Source organism: Blastococcus haudaquaticus (assembly GCF_900230285.1).
GTDB lineage: Bacteria > Actinomycetota > Actinomycetes > Mycobacteriales > Geodermatophilaceae > Blastococcus_B > Blastococcus_B haudaquaticus.
Map to the genome: position 1 here is coordinate 1 of NZ_OCNK01000006.1, position 15567 is coordinate 15567.

Sequence of the window (15567 nt, forward strand, 5' to 3'; positions counted from 1 at the left end):
CTCCCCGACGGCGGCCTGCAATGGACCACCCCCACCGGCGACCGCGTCACCACCCACCCACCCCGCTACGGCACCGACGACGACCTCCCCCCACCGCCCCAACCCCGGCCCACCCGCACCAAGGTCCCCGGCCACCCCACCCCACCCCGCGAGGAACCAGCCCCCTTCTGACGGAGCCGGCGGAGATTGCTGGGCCGACCCGGAACGCCGCGACGCCGGCACCCCCTCGCGGGGATGCCGGCGTCGCGTGCGTCGGGCCGAGCAGGGACTACTGGGCCTTCGCCAGGGTTCCCAGATAGAGCTCGATGACCTTGGGGTCGTGCATGAGCGACTCACCGGTGTCGGTGTAGGCGTTCCGGCCCTGGTCGAGGACGTATCCGCGGTCGCAGATCTGCAGGCACCGGCGCGCGTTCTGCTCGACCATGATGATCGAGACGCCGGTCGCGTTGATCCGGCGACAACGGATGAAGACCTCGTCCTGGTAGGCGGGGGAGAGGCCGGCCGACGGCTCGTCCAGCAGGAGCACCGACGGGTCCATCATCAGCGCCCGGCCCATCGCGACCATCTGCCGCTCGCCACCCGAGAGGGTGCCGGCCTTGGCCTTGCGCCGCTCACCGAGCAGCGGGAACAGGTCGACGACGTAGTCGAAGCGGTCCTTGAAGATCTTCGGGCGCAGGAAGACGCCCATCTGCATGTTCTCCTCCAGCGTCAGGGAGGGGAACACGTTGTTGTTCTGGGGCACGTAACCGACCCCCAGCGACACCAGTCGGTGCGCCGGCGCGGAGGTGATGTCCTCCCCGCGCAGCGTCACGCTGCCCGACCGCACGGGGATCAGCCCGAACAGCGCCTTCAGCAGCGTCGACTTGCCGGCACCGTTCGGGCCGATGATGCCGACGAGTTCGCCGTCCTGCAGGTAGAAGTCGCACCCGCGCAGGATGTTGACGCCCGGCACGTACCCGGCCACCAGGTCGTCGGCACGGACGAGGGCACCCTCGGCGAGCCGGACGTGCTCCTCGCGCGTGGCCGCCTTCTCGGCAGGGGAGAGCTCGGCAGCCGCGGTGGCGACGGTGTCGGCGCGGGTGAGGTCCTCGCCGGACTCGTCGACCTCGAACAACGGGTCGCTCATCGGTCGGTCCTCTCCGGCCCGCGCTCGGAGCTCAGGACGTCGCCGTCCGAGCCCTCCTCGCGGGCGATCGTCTGCTCGGCCTGGGCGAGGACCTGGTCCTCCTCCTCGACCGTGAGCGGGGCGTCGTGGTGGGCACCGAGGTAGGCGTCGACCACGGCCTGGTTCTGGCTGATGGACTCCGGCGGCCCCTCGGCGATGATCCGGCCCGCAGCCATGACCACCACCCAGTCGCTGATGTCCCGGACGACGTCCATGTCGTGCTCGACGAAGATCACGGTCATGCCCTGCTCGCGCAGGTCCTTCACGTGGCCGAGCAGGCTCTGCGTCAGCGCGGGGTTCACCCCGGCCATCGGCTCGTCGAGCATGACGACCTGCGGGTCGCTCATGAGCGCCCGCGCCATCTCCAGCAGCTTGCGCTGACCACCGGACAGGGTGCCGGCGAAGTCGTCCTTCTTGGCGTCCAGCTTGAACCGCCGCAGCAGGTCCATCGCCTTCTCGGTGTTCTCCTTCTCCTGCGCCCGCCAGATGCCCGGCACGAGCGCGCGGAAGAAGCTCTCGCCCCGCTGGCCCTGGGCACCGAGCAGCATGTTCTGGAGCACCGTGAGGCGCGAGAGCGCCTTGGTGAGCTGGAACGTGCGCACGACTCCCAGACGCGCCACCTGGTGCGGCGACATCTTGCCCAGCGACTGACCGTTGAACGACCAGGTGCCCGTGTCCGGCTGGTCGAACCCGGTGAGCAGGTTGAACAGCGTGGTCTTGCCGGCACCGTTGGGCCCGATCAGGCCGGTGATGCCACCGCGCTGCACCTCGAGGTGGTCGACGGCGACCGCGGTCAGACCACCGAACGTGCGGGTGACGCCGTCGACGACCACGGCCGGGTCCGGCTTGGCGACCCCGACCTCCCAGGGGAGGTCGCGGAGCGCGACCTGAGCGAGCCGCTGGGGGGCGTCGCCGCTCGTCCAGCCACCCGTGCGCTCCGGGTGGTAACCGGACCCACCGGCGGCACCGGTCCCGGACGCGGTCGCACCGTGCGGAGTGGGGTCAGCGGGCATCGAGCATCACCTCTCGTCGATCACCGAAGATCCCCTGCGGGCGGAAGATCAGCAGCAGCATCAGTCCCACACCGACCAGGATGAACCGGATCTGCGCCACGTCGGTGGAGGACAGCAGGTCGTCGGGGATCACCCCGTTGTCGATCAGCAGGCGGAGCCCGGTGTCGGCGAACTGCAGGATGAACAGCAGGATCATGGCGCCGATCACGGGCCCCAGCACCCGCGCCGCACCACCGAGGATCAGGGCGGCGTAGGCGAGGAACGTGTTGGCGTTCTGGTACTGGTCCGGAACGGCGGACCCGGTGCCCACCGCGTAGACCATGCCGCCGAGCGCACCGAAGACACCGCCCAGGACCAGCGCCTGCATCTTGTAGACGTAGACGTTCTTGCCGAGCGAGCGGACGGCGTCCTCGTCCTCGCGGATGGACTTCAGCACCCGGCCCCAGGGGCTGCGCATGAGAGCGAAGACCAGGAGGCTGCCGAGGATGACCAGCAGCCAGCCGACGAGGGCCACCCACAGCTCGCCGCCGGACCAGCTGGTGCCGAGGATCGAGTACCGCTGCGAGGTGTTCCACGGGGCGAGCGCGATGAAGTCGCCGTTGAAGCCGGAGAGGCCGCGCGTGCCGTTCGTGACCGGCGTCGCCGACACCGACCGGAAGAGCAGTCGCAGCCCTTCCGCCGTGGCGATCGTCGCGATCGCGAGGTAGTCGGCCCGCAGCCGCAGCGTGGGCAGACCCAGCAGCAGCGCCAGCACGACCGCTGCTGCGAGGCCGACGAGGACGCCGGCCCAGAACGGAATGCCCCACTTGCTGACCGAGATCGCGATGCCGAACCCGCCGAGCATGGCGAAGGCGATCTGACCGAAGTTCAGCAGCCCCGCGTAGCCGAACTGCACGTTGATGCCGATGGCCAGCAGCGCGAAGAAGATCGCCTGGAACCCGAGGGCGGACTTGCCCGCGACGGCCAGGGCGTTGAGGAGGTCTGCCATGGCTCAGCCGACCCGGACTCGGCTGCCCAGGATTCCCTGGGGCCGGATGACGAGGATGACGATCAAGAGCAGCAGGCCTCCGACGTACTTCACGTCATTCGGGATGACGAGTGTCGACATCTGCACGAACACGCCCACGATGAGGCTTCCCACGAGCGCCCCGTACGCCGTCCCGAGGCCGCCCAGCGTGACGCCGGCGAACATCAGGAGGAGCAGCCGGAAGCCCATGTCCCACTGGACCTGGTCCGACAGGCCCAGCAGCACGCCGCCGAGAGCGGCCAGCGCGCCACCCATCATCCAGACCACGAGGATCACGCGATTGACGTCGATGCCCGACGAGGCCGCCAGGTCCCGGTTGTCCGAGACGGCGCGCATCGCCTTCCCGATCTTCGTCCGCTGGAGCATGAGCGCTACCAGGACCAGGACGATCACCGAGATGATCACCGACGCGAGGTCGGCGTTCGTCATGGTGAACACGCCGTAGTCGACGGCGCGACCGCCCTGGAAGCCCTGGTACGGGCTGGACCGGCCGCCGTAGACGACCTGGATCAGGTAGCGCAGCAGCAGCGAGAGGCCGATCGAGACGACCAGCGCCGCGATCAGGCCGGTGCCGCGCCGGCGCAGCGGACGCCACAGGGCCAGCTCGTTCAGCGCGCCCACCGCGGCGCCCACCACCATCGCCAGGACCGTGGCGACGACGAGGTTCACGCCGCCGGAGACGTTGATGTACCAGGCGGCGACGGCGCCGATGGTGACGAGCTCACCGTGGGCGAAGTTCGTCAGCCCCGTCGTCCCGAAGATCAGGGACAGGCCGACGGCGGCCATGGCGATCAGCAGACCGAACCGGATGCCGTCGACCAGCAGCTGGATGGCGCGCACGCCGCCACCACCGGCACCGCGACTGCCGTCCTCGAGACCGATGATGACCGCCTGCCGGCGTCCCTCGTCGACGGTGACGGTGCGGCTGTTCGCGCCGGCGAGCTCGACGCCGTCGGGCAGGTCGCCCTCGTCCAGGGTGACGGTGTACTCGCCCGGGCCGGGGAGGTCGACCGACCAGCGGCCCTCGTCGTCGGTCTCGACGCTCTCGATCTCGGCGCCGTCAGCCCCGGCGACCTCGATCTGCACGTCCTCGATCGGGCCGCTCCGACTGGTCTGCACCGTCCCGGTCAGCTGCTCGCCCTCCGCCTGGGCGAGGCCCGGCGTGAACGCCGCGATGCCCAGCCCGAAGGTCAGCACCAGCAGCAACCTGACGACGACGCGTCGCCTGCCCGATGGTCGACTGCGACCCCCGGGTCGCTGCAGGGACCCGTGCGGGTCCGTTCGTCGACCGTGCCGGCGGGCACGGTTTCCCGCGTGCGTCACGCGACCTCCCAGAGCGGATGAGTGAGCACGGACCCTAACCCGGTTGTGTTGCCCGGCTGTCTCTTCGGGCTGACCTGTGACCTTTCCGCGACACGCCGTTGTGGTAACGGTGTGTGTTCGTGCGGCGCGTCGTCGTGATCACGGCTGCTCAGCGGTGCACTCTTCCCCCACCTTCAGGGGAGGATTCCGTGTCAGGAACCGGTTCGCGGTCCCGCGTGGTCTCGCGTACGGCGCGTGCGGCCGACCTACCCGCCGTCCTCGCGCTCGTCCGTCAGCACCGCGCCGACGCGCATGCCGGGGACGTCCTCACCGGTCACGTCTCGCTGAACGCCGCGGCCTCCGGTTTCCGCCGGCTGCTCGAGGACCCGGGGCACCGGGTCGTGCTCGCCGTGCTGCCCGGGCCCCACGCGGCCGTGGGCGGAGCGACCGGGGAGGCCGTCGTCGGTCTGGCGGTCCTCGGGCTCGACCCGCTGTCGCTGGTGCTGGGCAACCCGCAGGTCACCGTGGACACGTTCGTCGTCCACCGCGAGCACCGCCGCCGCGGCGTGGGCGCCGTCCTGCTGGCGGCGGCCGCGGCGTACGCGCAGGAGAACGGCGCCGCCCACGTCGTCGCGGTGGCCGGGGGGCACGAGGCGGAGCGGCAGCGATTCCTCGCGCGCATGGGGTTCGCCCCGCTGGCCACCCGGCGGATCGTCTCGGTGGAGTCGCTCACCCGGTCGCTCGCCACCTGGCAGCGCGGCGGGGTCCCGATCCCGGCGCCGCGCCGGGCCGCGGCCCGCCGTCGACCGGTGACGCGCGGCCTCACCGCCTAGGCCCCCTCCAGGGGTCCGTGCTCAGTCCTTGGTGAGGCAGGTCAGCCGACCGGTCGCCGTCGGGCGGCCGTCCTCGTCGGTGATCTCGATCAGGAACGTCGACAGCGTGCGTCCGCGACGAACCGGCGTGCACACCGCGGTCACGACACCGGACGTCGCTCCGCGCAGGTAGCTCGCGTTCAGCTCGATGCCCACCACCTGCTTGTCCGGGCCGGCGTGCAGTGCACCCGCCCAGGAGCCGATCGTCTCCATCAGCGCGCAGCTCGCACCGCCGTGCAGGAGGCCGAAGGGCTGTTCGTTGCCGGCGACCGGCATCGTCGCGACCATGCGATCCGGGTCGTAGTCGGTGATCCGGATGCCCAGCTTGTCGTCCAGCGGGCTGAGCTTGTCGGCCGGGAGCCAGGACGGGGGAGGAGTGCTCACGCGGGCACGGTATCGACGTCGGTACCCGCACATAGGATCGGACCCGATGTCCGCACCGGTCTCCACCACAGCGCCCGCCGTCCCGACGACCTCCGGGGCGCGCCCGCGCCTGCTGCTCCTGGACGGGCACTCGCTCGCCTACCGCGCGTTCTTCGCGCTCCCCGTCGAGAACTTCTCCACCACGACCGGGCAGCCGACGAACGCGGTCTACGGCTTCACGTCGATGCTGATCAACATCCTCCGGGACGAGAAGCCGACCCATCTCGCGGTCGCCTTCGACGTCGGCCGGAAGACGTTCCGCAGCGAGATCTTCGCCGAGTACAAGGCGAACCGGTCGGAGAGCCCGACGGACTTCCGCGGGCAGGTGAGCCTCGTACAGGAGGTGCTCGCCGCGCTGCACGTCCCGGTCATCACCGCGGAGAACTACGAGGCCGACGACGTCATCGCCACCCTCACCGTCCAGGCGGTCGAGGAGGGCATGGACGTCCTCATCGCCACCGGTGACCGCGACGCCCTCCAGCTGGTCAACGACCACGTCACGGTCCTCTACCCGCGCAAGGGCGTCTCGGACATGACGCGCTTCACGCCGGAGGAGGTCGAGACCAAGTACGGGCTCACGCCGGCGCAGTACCCGGACTTCGCGGCGCTCCGGGGCGACCCCAGCGACAACCTGCCCAGCATCCCGAGCGTGGGGGAGAAGACCGCCGCCAAGTGGGTGCGGGAGTACGGCTCCCTCGACGCTCTGGTCGACCAGGTCGACACCGTGAAGGGCAAGGTCGGCGAGAAGCTGCGCGAGCACCTCTCCTCGGTGCTCCAGAACCGCCGGCTGACCGAGCTCGACCGTTCGGTGCCGCTCGACCTGCGCCCCGTCGACCTGGGCGTCCAGCCGTGGGACCGCAACGAGGTGCACACGCTCTTCGACAACCTCCAGTTCCGGGTGCTCCGCGACCGGCTGTTCTCCACGCTGACCAGCGCCGAGCCGGAGGTCGAGGGCGGCTTCGACGTCGCCGAGGACGAACTCGCCCCCGGCGGGCTCGGGGCCTGGCTGGACGCCAACGCGCGCACCGGCCGGACCGGGCTCATCTTCCGCGGCACCTGGGGGCGGGGTACCGGTGAGCTGACCGGTCTGGGGCTCGCCGCGGGCAACGACCGTGCCACCTTCGTCGACCTCGGACCCGACCTCGACGCCGCCGACGAACAGGCGCTGGCCGCCTGGCTCGCCGACCCGTCGGCGCCCAAGGTGGCGCACGAGGTCAAGGGCCCGCTGCTGGCGATCTGGTCCCGCGGCTGGGAGGTCGAGGGCCTCGTCAGCGACACGGCGCTCGCCGCCTACCTGGCCAATCCTGGTCAGCGGTCCTTCGACCTCGGTGACCTCGCGGTCCGGTACCTCAAGCGCGAGCTCAGGGATGCCGCCGAGCCGGAGGGGCAGCTCACGCTCGACGGTCTCGGTCCCAGCGAGGACGACGTCGCCCGGGAGGCCGCGCACGCCGACGTCCTCAAGGCGGTCGCCGTCAACGACCTGTCCGACGCGCTGGAGAGCGTGCTCGGCCAGCGGGGCGGCGACGCGCTGCTCGGTGGCATCGAGCTGCCGTTGACCCGGGTGCTGGCGGCGATGGAGTACCGCGGGATCGCCGCCGACCTCGACTTCCTGCACGAGCTGCAGAAGGAGTTCGCCGACGGCGTCGCCGCGGCGGCCGCCGAGTGCTACGCCGTCATCGGACGCGAGGTGAACCTCGGATCGCCCAAGCAGCTGCAGACGGTGCTCTTCGACGAGCTGGCCCTGCCGAAGACGAAGAAGAACAAGACCGGGTACACGACCGACGCCGAGGCGCTCACCAGCCTGCTCGCGACGACGGGCCACCCGTTCCTCGAGCACCTGCTCCGCCACCGCGACGTCACGCGCCTGCGGACCGTCATCGACGGCCTGATCCCGATGGTCGACGACGCCGGGCGCATCCACACCACGTACCAGCAGACGATCGCGGCGACCGGCCGCCTCTCCTCGACCGACCCCAACCTGCAGAACATCCCGATCCGCACCGCGGAGGGCCGCCGCATCCGGCAGGCCTTCGTGGTCGGCCAGGGCCATGGCCAAGACTTTGAGTCGCTGATGACGGCGGACTACAGCCAGATCGAGATGCGGATCATGGCGCACCTCTCCGGCGACGAAGGCCTCATCGAGGCGTTCACCTCGGGGGAGGACCTGCACTCCTTCGTCGCCTCCCGGGCGTTCGGCATCCCCATCGAGGAGGTCGACCCCGAGATGCGCCGCCGGATCAAGGCGATGAGCTACGGCCTGGCGTACGGGCTCTCCGCCTACGGCCTGGCGCAGCAGCTGCACATCACGCCCGAGGAGGCGCGAGGGCAGATGCACGCCTACTTCGAGCGCTTCGGCGGCATCCGCGACTACCTCGACGGCGTGGTCGACGAGGCGCGGATGACCGGCTACACCGAGACCACCCTGGGCCGGCGTCGCTACCTCCCCGACCTCACCAGCGACAACCGCCAGCGGCGCGAGATGGCCGAGCGGATGGCGCTCAACGCCCCGATCCAGGGGTCCGCGGCCGACGTCATCAAGGTGGCGATGCTCAACGTGGAGAAGGCGATCGCCGCGGAGGGCCTGTCCTCGCGGATGCTGCTCCAGGTGCACGACGAGCTCGTGCTCGAGGTCGCGCCGGGGGAGCGGGAGCGGCTCGAGGAGCTCGTGCGCCGCGAGATGGCCGGCGCCGCCGACCTGTCCGTGGCGCTGGAGGTGTCCGTCGGCTTCGGCCGGACCTGGGACGAGGCCGCCCACTGAGGTGCTCAAAGCGCTCCTACCCGATGTGCAGCGCGTCCTCGCCGGGTGGGTGGGGCGCGGGCGGCTCGAAGTCCGGAGCCTCAGCGCCCCGTCGGTCCATGCCCCACGTAGACCACCTTGCTCCCGGCCGAGTAGCGACCCAGGACTTCCTCCCTCCGGGTCGCAGGGCGAAGGACACCGCCGTCTCGCCCACGTACTTCGGGGCTTAGGTGGAGACCGATGATCTCGATGGCGCCGTCGGCCAGGTGCCGCGTCTCCAGCTCGCCGTTCTGCGCGCTGCTCACGTGGCGATGGCGGTCGCCGTCGGGGGTGTGAACGTCGATCACGGTGCTCATGGCCGGGGAGTGTGTCAGCCCGAGCGCTGAAGGCCGAGACCAGATGCGAGCGCCACGTGCGATGCCGGCGGCGCGTCGGAGGCCGTCTCTATCGTGGCGACCATGGCGGACGCGGACGGCAAGCACGTGTTCATCTCGTATGTGCGCGAGGACTCGGAGGGGGTCGACGCGCTGTGTGCTGTCCTGGAGGCGGCACAGATCCCGTACTGGCGGGACAGGTCGGCCCTGGGCCCGGGGGACGCCTGGAAGGTGAAGATTCGGGAGGCGATCCGGAAGGGGGCGCTGGTCTTCCTGGCGTGCTTCTCGGATAGCTCCCGGGGCAAAGACAGGTCCTACATGAACGAGGAGCTGACCCTGGCCGCCGAGGAGTTCCGAATGATGCCGCCAGGCCGCACGTGGCTCATCCCGATCCGTTTCGACGATGGCGACGTACCGCCGTGGGACCTCGGCGCGGGGCGCATGCTGAGCGACCTGAACTACTCCGACCTCTTTGGTCCTACCTACACCGCGAACGCGACCCGGCTCGTTACGACGATTCTGCGGCTGACGGGTGAGAAGCGGCCCGACTCGGCCACGGCCCTGGCCGCGGTGGAGCAGGCCACGCACGCGGGACGGGCGGACCTGCTCAAGCGGCTGACCAAGGAAATGTTGTTGGACCCCGCCCGCCGCATCGAACTGGACGACCTCGTGTCCCACGAGGTCCAACGGGTGATGGCGGCGTTGAGTGATGCTGACCGCGTGGCCGGCCCCTTCGGGGGGTCGAACGATGAGCGGGTCGTCCAGGTCGCGCAGGAGGCCCAAGACTTGTGGTCCCTTGCGCAACCGTTCTGCGCGTCCTTACAGGTTGCAGCCCGCTGGGGCACCGCCGACCTGATTGCACCCTGGGCGAACGGCTTGCGTTCCTTCGTCGCGGCCGCGAACAAGATCCAGAGCGGCGTTCAGCCGCTGCTGGAGGTACGGCACCTGCCAGGCATGGTCGGCATTGTGACGGCGACCCTGGCTGCCGCGTCCAGCCGCAAGTGGGACAACGTCAAGACCCTCGTCGTCGACCCGACTGTCCGCGACCGGTACGAACAAAAACCGCTACCCATCCTGGATGTCACCGACCCATACAAGCCGTTCGCGACAGATGAGGTCAGCAATACGCTGGCACGCGCTGCCATATCGGGGCGGGACCCCGAGGACGCGCTGAAGGACTTCACTGAACGTCGGCACGGCAAGTACCACACTCCGGTGGCCGAGTGGCTCCACCACATCGTGCGCCCGCTCTTTTTGGATCAGTGGCCGGATCAGGACACCTACGACGCCGAGTTCGACCGAGCAGAGGTCATCTTGGGCGTCCTAGCGCAGGATGTCGTCAACGTGCGCGCGGCGGCGGATCCGAGTGGTCACCATTGGGGCCGGTCCCATTGGTACGGGCGTTCGACATGGCGTTTCAGCCATCACCACGGCAATCCGGTGGAGGAACTCACGCTCGAGCTTTCCACCCACGGCAAGCAATGGGATCCGCTGCAGGCGAACCTCTTCGGGGGAGACGAGGGGCGCGCACAGAAGGCCTTGAGCATGTACGGCGAGAGTTTCCTCCAGATAGCCCGGCACCGGTGGTAGCTCTGGTGAACGGAAAGCTCGGCAGCCCGAGACAGGCAGCTGGCCGGCGGGGAGATCAGCCCGACTTCGCCGTCACCAGGATCAGCGTGCCCGGGACGAGCGCGCCGCGTTCGGGGGACCACTGACCCCAGTTCTGCTTGCGGCCCGGGGTCCACTCCGGCTCGACGAGGTCCTCCAGCACCAGCCCCACTCCGACGACCGCCCGCACCCAGTCGCCGACGGTGCGGTGGTGCTCGACGTACACCGTCCGCCCGTCGCCGTCGGTCTCCACGTAGGGCGTGCGGTCGAAGTAGGAGGAGACGACGCGCAGGTCCTCCGGGTCCGGGGAGTCGGGGAACGGCCAGCGCAGCGGGTGGTTCACCGACGCCACGAAGAGGCCACCAGGGCGGAGGACCCGGGCCACCTCGGCCAGGACCGCGCCGGGGTCGGCCACGAACGGCAGGCCGCCGAAGGCGGAGCACGCCAGATCCATGGTCGCGTCGCCGAGGGGGAGGGCCGACGCATCGGCCTGCAGCAACGGGACGCGGATCCCGGTGGACCTGTTCAGCTCGGCCGCACGGGCCAGCATCCCGCCGGACAGGTCCATGGCGACGACGTCGGCGCCCGCCGTCCGCAGCCACCGCGCGCAGGGTGCCGACCCGCAGCCGATCTCCAGCACCCGCCGCCCGGCGACGTCCCCGAGCAGGTGCGCGTCGGCCTCGCGCAGCCCCTCCGGGCACCACAGGAAGTCGGCGTCGCCGAGGTCGGAGCCGTGCTCGGCGAGGTAGGCCGGAGCGGCCGCGTCCCACCAGCGGCGGTTCGCCCTCGCCGACTCCTCGGCGCCTGCCGGCCGGCGGGCGACGCCGCCGGCCGCGGGGTACCCGTCGTCGGCGAGGGGGAGGTTCGCGGAGGAGTCCATGACCCGCCGATCGTGACACGCCGGGGGAGCGGTTCCGGGGTCCCCACCCAGGTGGACCCCAGCCTCCGCGCGTCCGTACGATGGGGAATGCGCCAGAGGTCTGTCGTGGTTTTCCTCACGGAACGCCAGAACCGGCTCTCCGCTGATCATCCCTCGTGGTCTCCCGGCCGCGGGGTCGCCCTGTCCCTACGCATAAACCGTCCGGAGCAACCAACCACATGACCTCCACTCAGGTCCGTCCTTCCAGCACCCCCCAGGTCGCCATCAACGACATCGGTAGCGCCGAGGACTTCCTCGCCGCCATCGACCAGACGATCAAGTACTTCAACGATGGCGACATCGTCGAGGGCGTCATCGTCAAGGTGGACCGGGACGAGGTGCTGCTGGACATCGGCTACAAGACCGAGGGCGTCATCCCCTCGCGCGAGCTCTCCATCAAGCACGACGTCGACCCCAACGAGGTCGTCAGCGTCGGCGACGAGGTGGAAGCCCTCGTCCTCCAGAAGGAGGACAAGGAAGGCCGGCTGATCCTCTCCAAGAAGCGCGCACAGTACGAGCGCGCCTGGGGCACGATCGAGGCCAAGAAGGAAGCCGACGAGGTCGTCACCGGCACCGTCATCGAGGTCGTCAAGGGCGGCCTCATCCTCGACATCGGCCTGCGCGGGTTCCTCCCGGCGTCGCTGGTCGAGATGCGCCGCGTCCGCGACCTGCAGCCCTACGTGGGCCGCGAGCTCGAGGCGAAGATCATCGAGCTCGACAAGAACCGCAACAACGTCGTGCTCTCCCGGCGTCAGTGGCTGGAGCAGACCCAGTCCGAGGTGCGCAGCGAGTTCCTCAACAAGCTCGCCAAGGGCCAGGTCCGCACGGGCGTCGTCTCCTCGATCGTCAACTTCGGTGCGTTCGTGGACCTCGGCGGCGTCGACGGCCTGGTGCACGTCTCCGAGCTGTCCTGGAAGCACATCGACCACCCGTCCGAGGTCGTCGAGGTGGGCCAGGAGGTCACCGTCGAGGTCCTCGACGTCGACCTCGACCGCGAGCGCGTCTCCCTGTCGCTGAAGGCGACGCAGGAGGACCCGTGGCGTCAGTTCGCCCGGACCCACCAGATCGGGCAGGTCGTCCCCGGCAAGGTCACCAAGCTCGTCCCGTTCGGTGCGTTCGTGCGCGTCGACGAGGGCATCGAGGGCCTGGTGCACATCTCCGAGCTGGCCGAGCGCCACGTCGAGATCCCGGAGCAGGTCGTCCAGGTCGGCGACGAGATCCTCGTCAAGGTCATCGACATCGATCTCGACCGTCGTCGCATCTCGCTGTCCCTCAAGCAGGCCAACGAGGGCGTCGTGGGTGACGAGGAGCAGTTCGACCCGTCCGCCTACGGCATGGCGGCGTCCTACGACGCCGAGGGCAACTACCTCTACCCCGAGGGCTTCGACGCCGACACCGGCGAATGGCGCGAGGGCTTCGACGCCCAGCGCGAGGAGTGGGAGAAGGCCTACGCCGAGGCGCAGGCCCGCTTCGAGGCGCACCGCAAGCAGATCGCGGCCGCCAAGGAGGCCGACGCGGAGGCAGCTGCGGGTGGCAGCTACTCCAGCGACGACGCTGCCGGTCCGGACGCCCCGGCCAGCACCGGCGGGACGCTGGCCAGCGACGAGGCCCTGGCCGCACTGCGGGCCAAGCTCGCCGGCGGTGAGTGAGCAGTAGTTCCGGTCCAGAGGCCCGGCATCCCTTCGGGGGTGCCGGGCCTCTGGCGTCCCCGGGCACGGAAAAGGGCCCGTGGACGCGGGTCCACGGGCCCTCGGGTCCGGTCCAGGTCCCGCCCCGAGCGTGCGGGGGCGGGGACCGGCGGGGTGCTCCCGCTACAGGCTGAGGATGATCGCGAACGCCGTGCGGGGACGACCGCCGGATCCGGCGAGGGAGCTCCAGGTGTGGCGGCCGGCCGGCGGGGCCTGGAACAGCCACTGGAGGAACGTGTTCCGGCGCGCGGGCGCCGCACGCTGGAACTGCATCCGCTCGCGCACGGCGGGGATGTCGGCGCAGCGGACACCGGTGGCCGCGCCGAGCCGGTGACGGCCGGCGCCACGGCGGGCCGCGCGCGTCGCGGCGGATGCGTCAGCGGTGGTACGGGACATGTCGGGGTCCTGCCTCTCTCGGCGGGGGAAGATCGCCGAGGCGGACGTTATGCGTGGGACGCGTGTGACTGGTGCGACGCGCCGGACGAGTCGGACGGGTGTTACCCGGCCGTGACCTGCGCCCTCAGGAGTCGGGTCCGGAGATGGCTAGTGTCCGGGACGTGCTGCGCATCGGACTGACCGGCGGGATCGGATCGGGGAAGAGCACGGTCTCCGCCCTGCTGGCCGCCCGGGGTGCGGTGATCGTCGACGCCGACCGGATCGCCCGCGAGGTGGTGGAGCCCGGTACGCCGGGCCTGGCCGCGGTCGTCGACGCCTTCGGTGCCGACGTGCTGGCCGCGGACGGCTCCCTCGACCGGGCCGCGCTCGCCGCCGTCGTCTTCGCCGACGCGGACGCCCGGCGGCGGCTGGACGGGATCGTGCACCCCCTCGTCCGTGCGCGGGCGACCGAGCTGGCCGGTGCGGCCCCGCCCGACGCCGTCGTGGTGCACGACGTACCGCTGCTGGTGGAGACCGGACAGGCGTCCTCCTACGACCTCGTGCTGGTCGTCCAGGCCGAGGAGGGGATCCGCGTCGCCCGGCTCGTCCAGCGCGGGCTCACGGCGGAGGACGCCCGTGCGCGGATGGGGGCGCAGGCTTCTGACGAGGACCGCCGGGCGGTCGCCGACGTCGTCCTGGACAACAGCGGGACGCACGAGGAGCTGGCCGCGCAGGTGGATCGGTTCTGGGCCGATCGTGTGGCCCCGGTGCTGGGATGACGCGGCCGACCGCCGCGTCCGCGGACGTCCGTCGCGGACGCGTGTGGACCTGGATCGCACTCGTCATGACCTCCGTCGGCGTGGCCGTGGGCTCCTCGCTCGACCCGGATGCCCACCCGGCCGTGCCCGGGTTCTTCGCGGCCGCGGCGGCGCTGCAGATGATGCTGGCCGGCTACTGGTGGCGGAGCCGCTACCGGCGCTGAGCCGGAACGACGAGAGCCCCGGAACGACGAGAGCCCCAGGTCATCGACCTGGGGCTCTGCTGGTGGGCGATACTGGGATCGAACCAGTGACCTCTTCCGTGTCAGGGAAGCGCGCTACCGCTGCGCCAATCGCCCGTCCCGGCCTCGCGGCCGGACCCTCCTCCGCGCTCGTGCTCCGCGGAGGAGACGAGGTGGAGACGGGATTTGAACCCGTGTAGACGGCTTTGCAGGCCGTTGCCTCGCCTCTCGGCCACTCCACCGCACGCGGGCGCCAGTCTCTCGACCAGCGCCCGAGGTTCCGAGCGGATGACGGGATTCGAACCCGCGACCCTCACCTTGGCAAGGTGATGCTCTACCACTGAGCCACATCCGCGTTGTGTTCAGAACTCTAACCGACGGGTTCAAGAGCCCCGAGCAGGGGGGTCCCCCGCGCCTCCGGAGAGCCGCAGGGGACCACGAAAGTGCAGGTCAGCGTCCTGAGGGGTCCGCTCCACCGTTCGACAGCAGCACGTGCAGCTCGTCGTCGAGGTCGAGCAGTTCGCTCTCCGCGCCGGAGGGGACGAGGGTCTCCGTCTGCCGCAGGAAGGCCGCGACCGTCGCTCGCGACAGCTCGAAGAGCGCCTCGCCCGACGGGGCGCGCAGGTGGAGGAACAGGACGTCGGTCGCCGCGTGCGCGGGCCACAACCGGACGTCGCCGTCGCCGGCCGGGCGCTCGAGCCCCGCCTGCAGCAGCTCGCGGCTCAGCAGCCAGGCGATGCCGCCCTCCTCGAGGTCGACGACGCCGTTCTCGTCGCCCACGTCGCCGAAGGCGATCCGGACGGCGAACGGGTCGGCCGCGTCGTAGCAGAGCATCGCCGGCACCTCGGTCCACGACTGCGGACCGACCAGCTGGAGCGTGATGGGGGACGAGTACCCGGGGGTCCAACCGCTGCGCATGTCAGGTCAACGACCGTCGGTGCTCGAAGTGACGTCGCATTGCACTTCCTTCACATCCGCCACACCCGTCACACGGGTACGGCAGTGGGCGTCGCTGTCGCCCTCTGCCATGCCCCCCGCGGGCGCGGGTGAACCGTCGGGACACG

General features: G+C 70.6%; 15 protein-coding genes and 3 tRNA genes. 6 read left to right on the top strand and 12 right to left on the bottom strand.

What is annotated here, in order from left to right; all coding sequences use genetic code 11:
* Positions 1–268 precede the first annotated feature (268 nt).
* From CRP30_RS19520 to CRP30_RS19535, 4 genes are read right to left on the bottom strand one after another with little or no spacing between them, the layout of a single operon-like run.
* Entirely contained in the window at positions 269–1126 is an 858-nt protein-coding gene (locus tag CRP30_RS19520; protein WP_097185700.1) for an ABC transporter ATP-binding protein, read from the bottom strand.
* On the bottom strand, positions 1123–2178 hold the full coding sequence (locus tag CRP30_RS19525; RefSeq protein WP_097185701.1) for an ABC transporter ATP-binding protein: 1056 nt from the start codon (positions 2176–2178) through the stop codon (positions 1123–1125). The genes CRP30_RS19520 and CRP30_RS19525 overlap by 4 nt, the downstream gene beginning before the upstream one ends.
* Complete coding sequence (locus CRP30_RS19530; RefSeq protein ID WP_097185702.1) at positions 2168–3166, bottom strand: branched-chain amino acid ABC transporter permease; 999 nt, start codon at positions 3164–3166, stop codon at positions 2168–2170. The genes CRP30_RS19525 and CRP30_RS19530 overlap by 11 nt, the downstream gene beginning before the upstream one ends.
* Positions 3167–3169: 3 nt before the next feature.
* Positions 3170–4402 carry a branched-chain amino acid ABC transporter permease gene (locus tag CRP30_RS19535; RefSeq protein WP_235003565.1) on the bottom strand — a complete coding sequence of 411 codons (1233 nt, stop codon included), beginning with the start codon at positions 4400–4402 and terminating at the stop codon, positions 3170–3172.
* A gap of 314 nt (positions 4403–4716) precedes the next feature.
* On the opposite strand from CRP30_RS19535, the gene CRP30_RS19540 reads away from it, so the two are divergent.
* Positions 4717–5340 (top strand): GNAT family N-acetyltransferase, encoded by a 624-nt coding sequence (locus CRP30_RS19540; RefSeq protein WP_159961815.1) that lies wholly within the window; start codon positions 4717–4719, stop codon positions 5338–5340.
* A 21-nt stretch (positions 5341–5361) separates the two neighbouring features.
* On the opposite strand, the gene CRP30_RS19545 is transcribed toward CRP30_RS19540, so the two are convergent.
* Positions 5362–5763 (bottom strand): PaaI family thioesterase, encoded by a 402-nt coding sequence (locus CRP30_RS19545; protein ID WP_097185705.1) that lies wholly within the window; start codon positions 5761–5763, stop codon positions 5362–5364.
* A gap of 46 nt (positions 5764–5809) precedes the next feature.
* Between CRP30_RS19545 and polA the strand changes: the two genes are divergently transcribed.
* Positions 5810–8560, top strand: coding sequence for a DNA polymerase I (gene polA / locus CRP30_RS19550; protein ID WP_097185706.1), 2751 nt, complete (start codon positions 5810–5812; stop codon positions 8558–8560).
* 80 nt (positions 8561–8640) lie between these two features.
* Here the strand turns inward: polA and CRP30_RS19555 are convergent, their stop codons facing one another.
* Positions 8641–8895, bottom strand: a complete 255-nt coding sequence (locus CRP30_RS19555) for a hypothetical protein (protein WP_143278507.1) — start codon at positions 8893–8895, stop codon at positions 8641–8643.
* A 102-nt stretch (positions 8896–8997) separates the two neighbouring features.
* On the opposite strand from CRP30_RS19555, the gene CRP30_RS22360 reads away from it, so the two are divergent.
* A complete protein-coding gene (locus CRP30_RS22360; protein WP_097185855.1) occupies positions 8998–10503 on the top strand; it encodes a toll/interleukin-1 receptor domain-containing protein in 1506 nt (501 codons plus the stop codon).
* Between the two features lie 55 nt (positions 10504–10558).
* Here CRP30_RS22360 and CRP30_RS19565 read toward each other — a convergent pair whose 3' ends face one another.
* Positions 10559–11401 carry a class I SAM-dependent methyltransferase gene (locus tag CRP30_RS19565; RefSeq protein WP_097185708.1) on the bottom strand — a complete coding sequence of 281 codons (843 nt, stop codon included), beginning with the start codon at positions 11399–11401 and terminating at the stop codon, positions 10559–10561.
* 218 nt (positions 11402–11619) lie between these two features.
* Here CRP30_RS19565 and rpsA point away from each other — a divergent pair, with 218 nt between their 5' ends.
* A complete protein-coding gene (rpsA, locus tag CRP30_RS19570) occupies positions 11620–13089 on the top strand; it encodes a 30S ribosomal protein S1 (protein WP_097185709.1) in 1470 nt (489 codons plus the stop codon).
* 162 nt (positions 13090–13251) lie between these two features.
* Here the strand turns inward: rpsA and CRP30_RS19575 are convergent, their stop codons facing one another.
* The gene (locus CRP30_RS19575) at positions 13252–13524 is read right to left on the bottom strand and encodes a hypothetical protein (RefSeq protein WP_097185710.1); all 273 of its coding nucleotides are present in this window, start codon (positions 13522–13524) and stop codon (positions 13252–13254) included.
* A 161-nt stretch (positions 13525–13685) separates the two neighbouring features.
* Here CRP30_RS19575 and coaE point away from each other — a divergent pair, with 161 nt between their 5' ends.
* A complete protein-coding gene (gene coaE / locus CRP30_RS19580) occupies positions 13686–14282 on the top strand; it encodes a dephospho-CoA kinase (RefSeq protein ID WP_097185711.1) in 597 nt (198 codons plus the stop codon).
* Positions 14279–14485 (top strand): hypothetical protein, encoded by a 207-nt coding sequence (locus CRP30_RS19585; protein WP_097185712.1) that lies wholly within the window; start codon positions 14279–14281, stop codon positions 14483–14485. The genes coaE and CRP30_RS19585 overlap by 4 nt, the downstream gene beginning before the upstream one ends.
* Before the next feature lie 60 nt (positions 14486–14545).
* Here CRP30_RS19585 and CRP30_RS19590 read toward each other — a convergent pair.
* The 4 genes from CRP30_RS19590 to CRP30_RS19605 form a co-directional block, all read right to left on the bottom strand.
* Positions 14546–14620: transfer RNA gene (locus tag CRP30_RS19590), tRNA-Val, on the bottom strand.
* Between the two features lie 54 nt (positions 14621–14674).
* Positions 14675–14745 (bottom strand) — tRNA-Cys (locus tag CRP30_RS19595).
* Between the two features lie 41 nt (positions 14746–14786).
* Positions 14787–14858 (bottom strand) — tRNA-Gly (locus tag CRP30_RS19600).
* Between the two features lie 95 nt (positions 14859–14953).
* Complete coding sequence (locus tag CRP30_RS19605) at positions 14954–15421, bottom strand: SsgA family sporulation/cell division regulator (protein ID WP_097185713.1); 468 nt, start codon at positions 15419–15421, stop codon at positions 14954–14956.
* Positions 15422–15567: the final 146 nt, after the last annotated feature.

Coding starts and splice junctions, on each gene's coding strand:
- CRP30_RS19585 (WP_097185712.1), top strand. CDS start 14,279: ATGACGCGGCCGACCGCCGCGTCCGCGGACGTCCGTCGCGGACGCGTG.
- CRP30_RS19575 (WP_097185710.1), bottom strand. CDS start 13,524: ATGTCCCGTACCACCGCTGACGCATCCGCCGCGACGCGCGCGGCCCGC.
- polA (WP_097185706.1), top strand. CDS start 5,810: ATGTCCGCACCGGTCTCCACCACAGCGCCCGCCGTCCCGACGACCTCC.
- CRP30_RS19525 (WP_097185701.1), bottom strand. CDS start 2,178: ATGCCCGCTGACCCCACTCCGCACGGTGCGACCGCGTCCGGGACCGGT.
- CRP30_RS19565 (WP_097185708.1), bottom strand. CDS start 11,401: ATGGACTCCTCCGCGAACCTCCCCCTCGCCGACGACGGGTACCCCGCG.
- CRP30_RS19555 (WP_143278507.1), bottom strand. CDS start 8,895: ATGAGCACCGTGATCGACGTTCACACCCCCGACGGCGACCGCCATCGC.
- CRP30_RS22360 (WP_097185855.1), top strand. CDS start 8,998: ATGGCGGACGCGGACGGCAAGCACGTGTTCATCTCGTATGTGCGCGAG.
- rpsA (WP_097185709.1), top strand. CDS start 11,620: ATGACCTCCACTCAGGTCCGTCCTTCCAGCACCCCCCAGGTCGCCATC.
- CRP30_RS19520 (WP_097185700.1), bottom strand. CDS start 1,126: ATGAGCGACCCGTTGTTCGAGGTCGACGAGTCCGGCGAGGACCTCACC.
- CRP30_RS19530 (WP_097185702.1), bottom strand. CDS start 3,166: ATGGCAGACCTCCTCAACGCCCTGGCCGTCGCGGGCAAGTCCGCCCTC.
- CRP30_RS19605 (WP_097185713.1), bottom strand. CDS start 15,421: ATGCGCAGCGGTTGGACCCCCGGGTACTCGTCCCCCATCACGCTCCAG.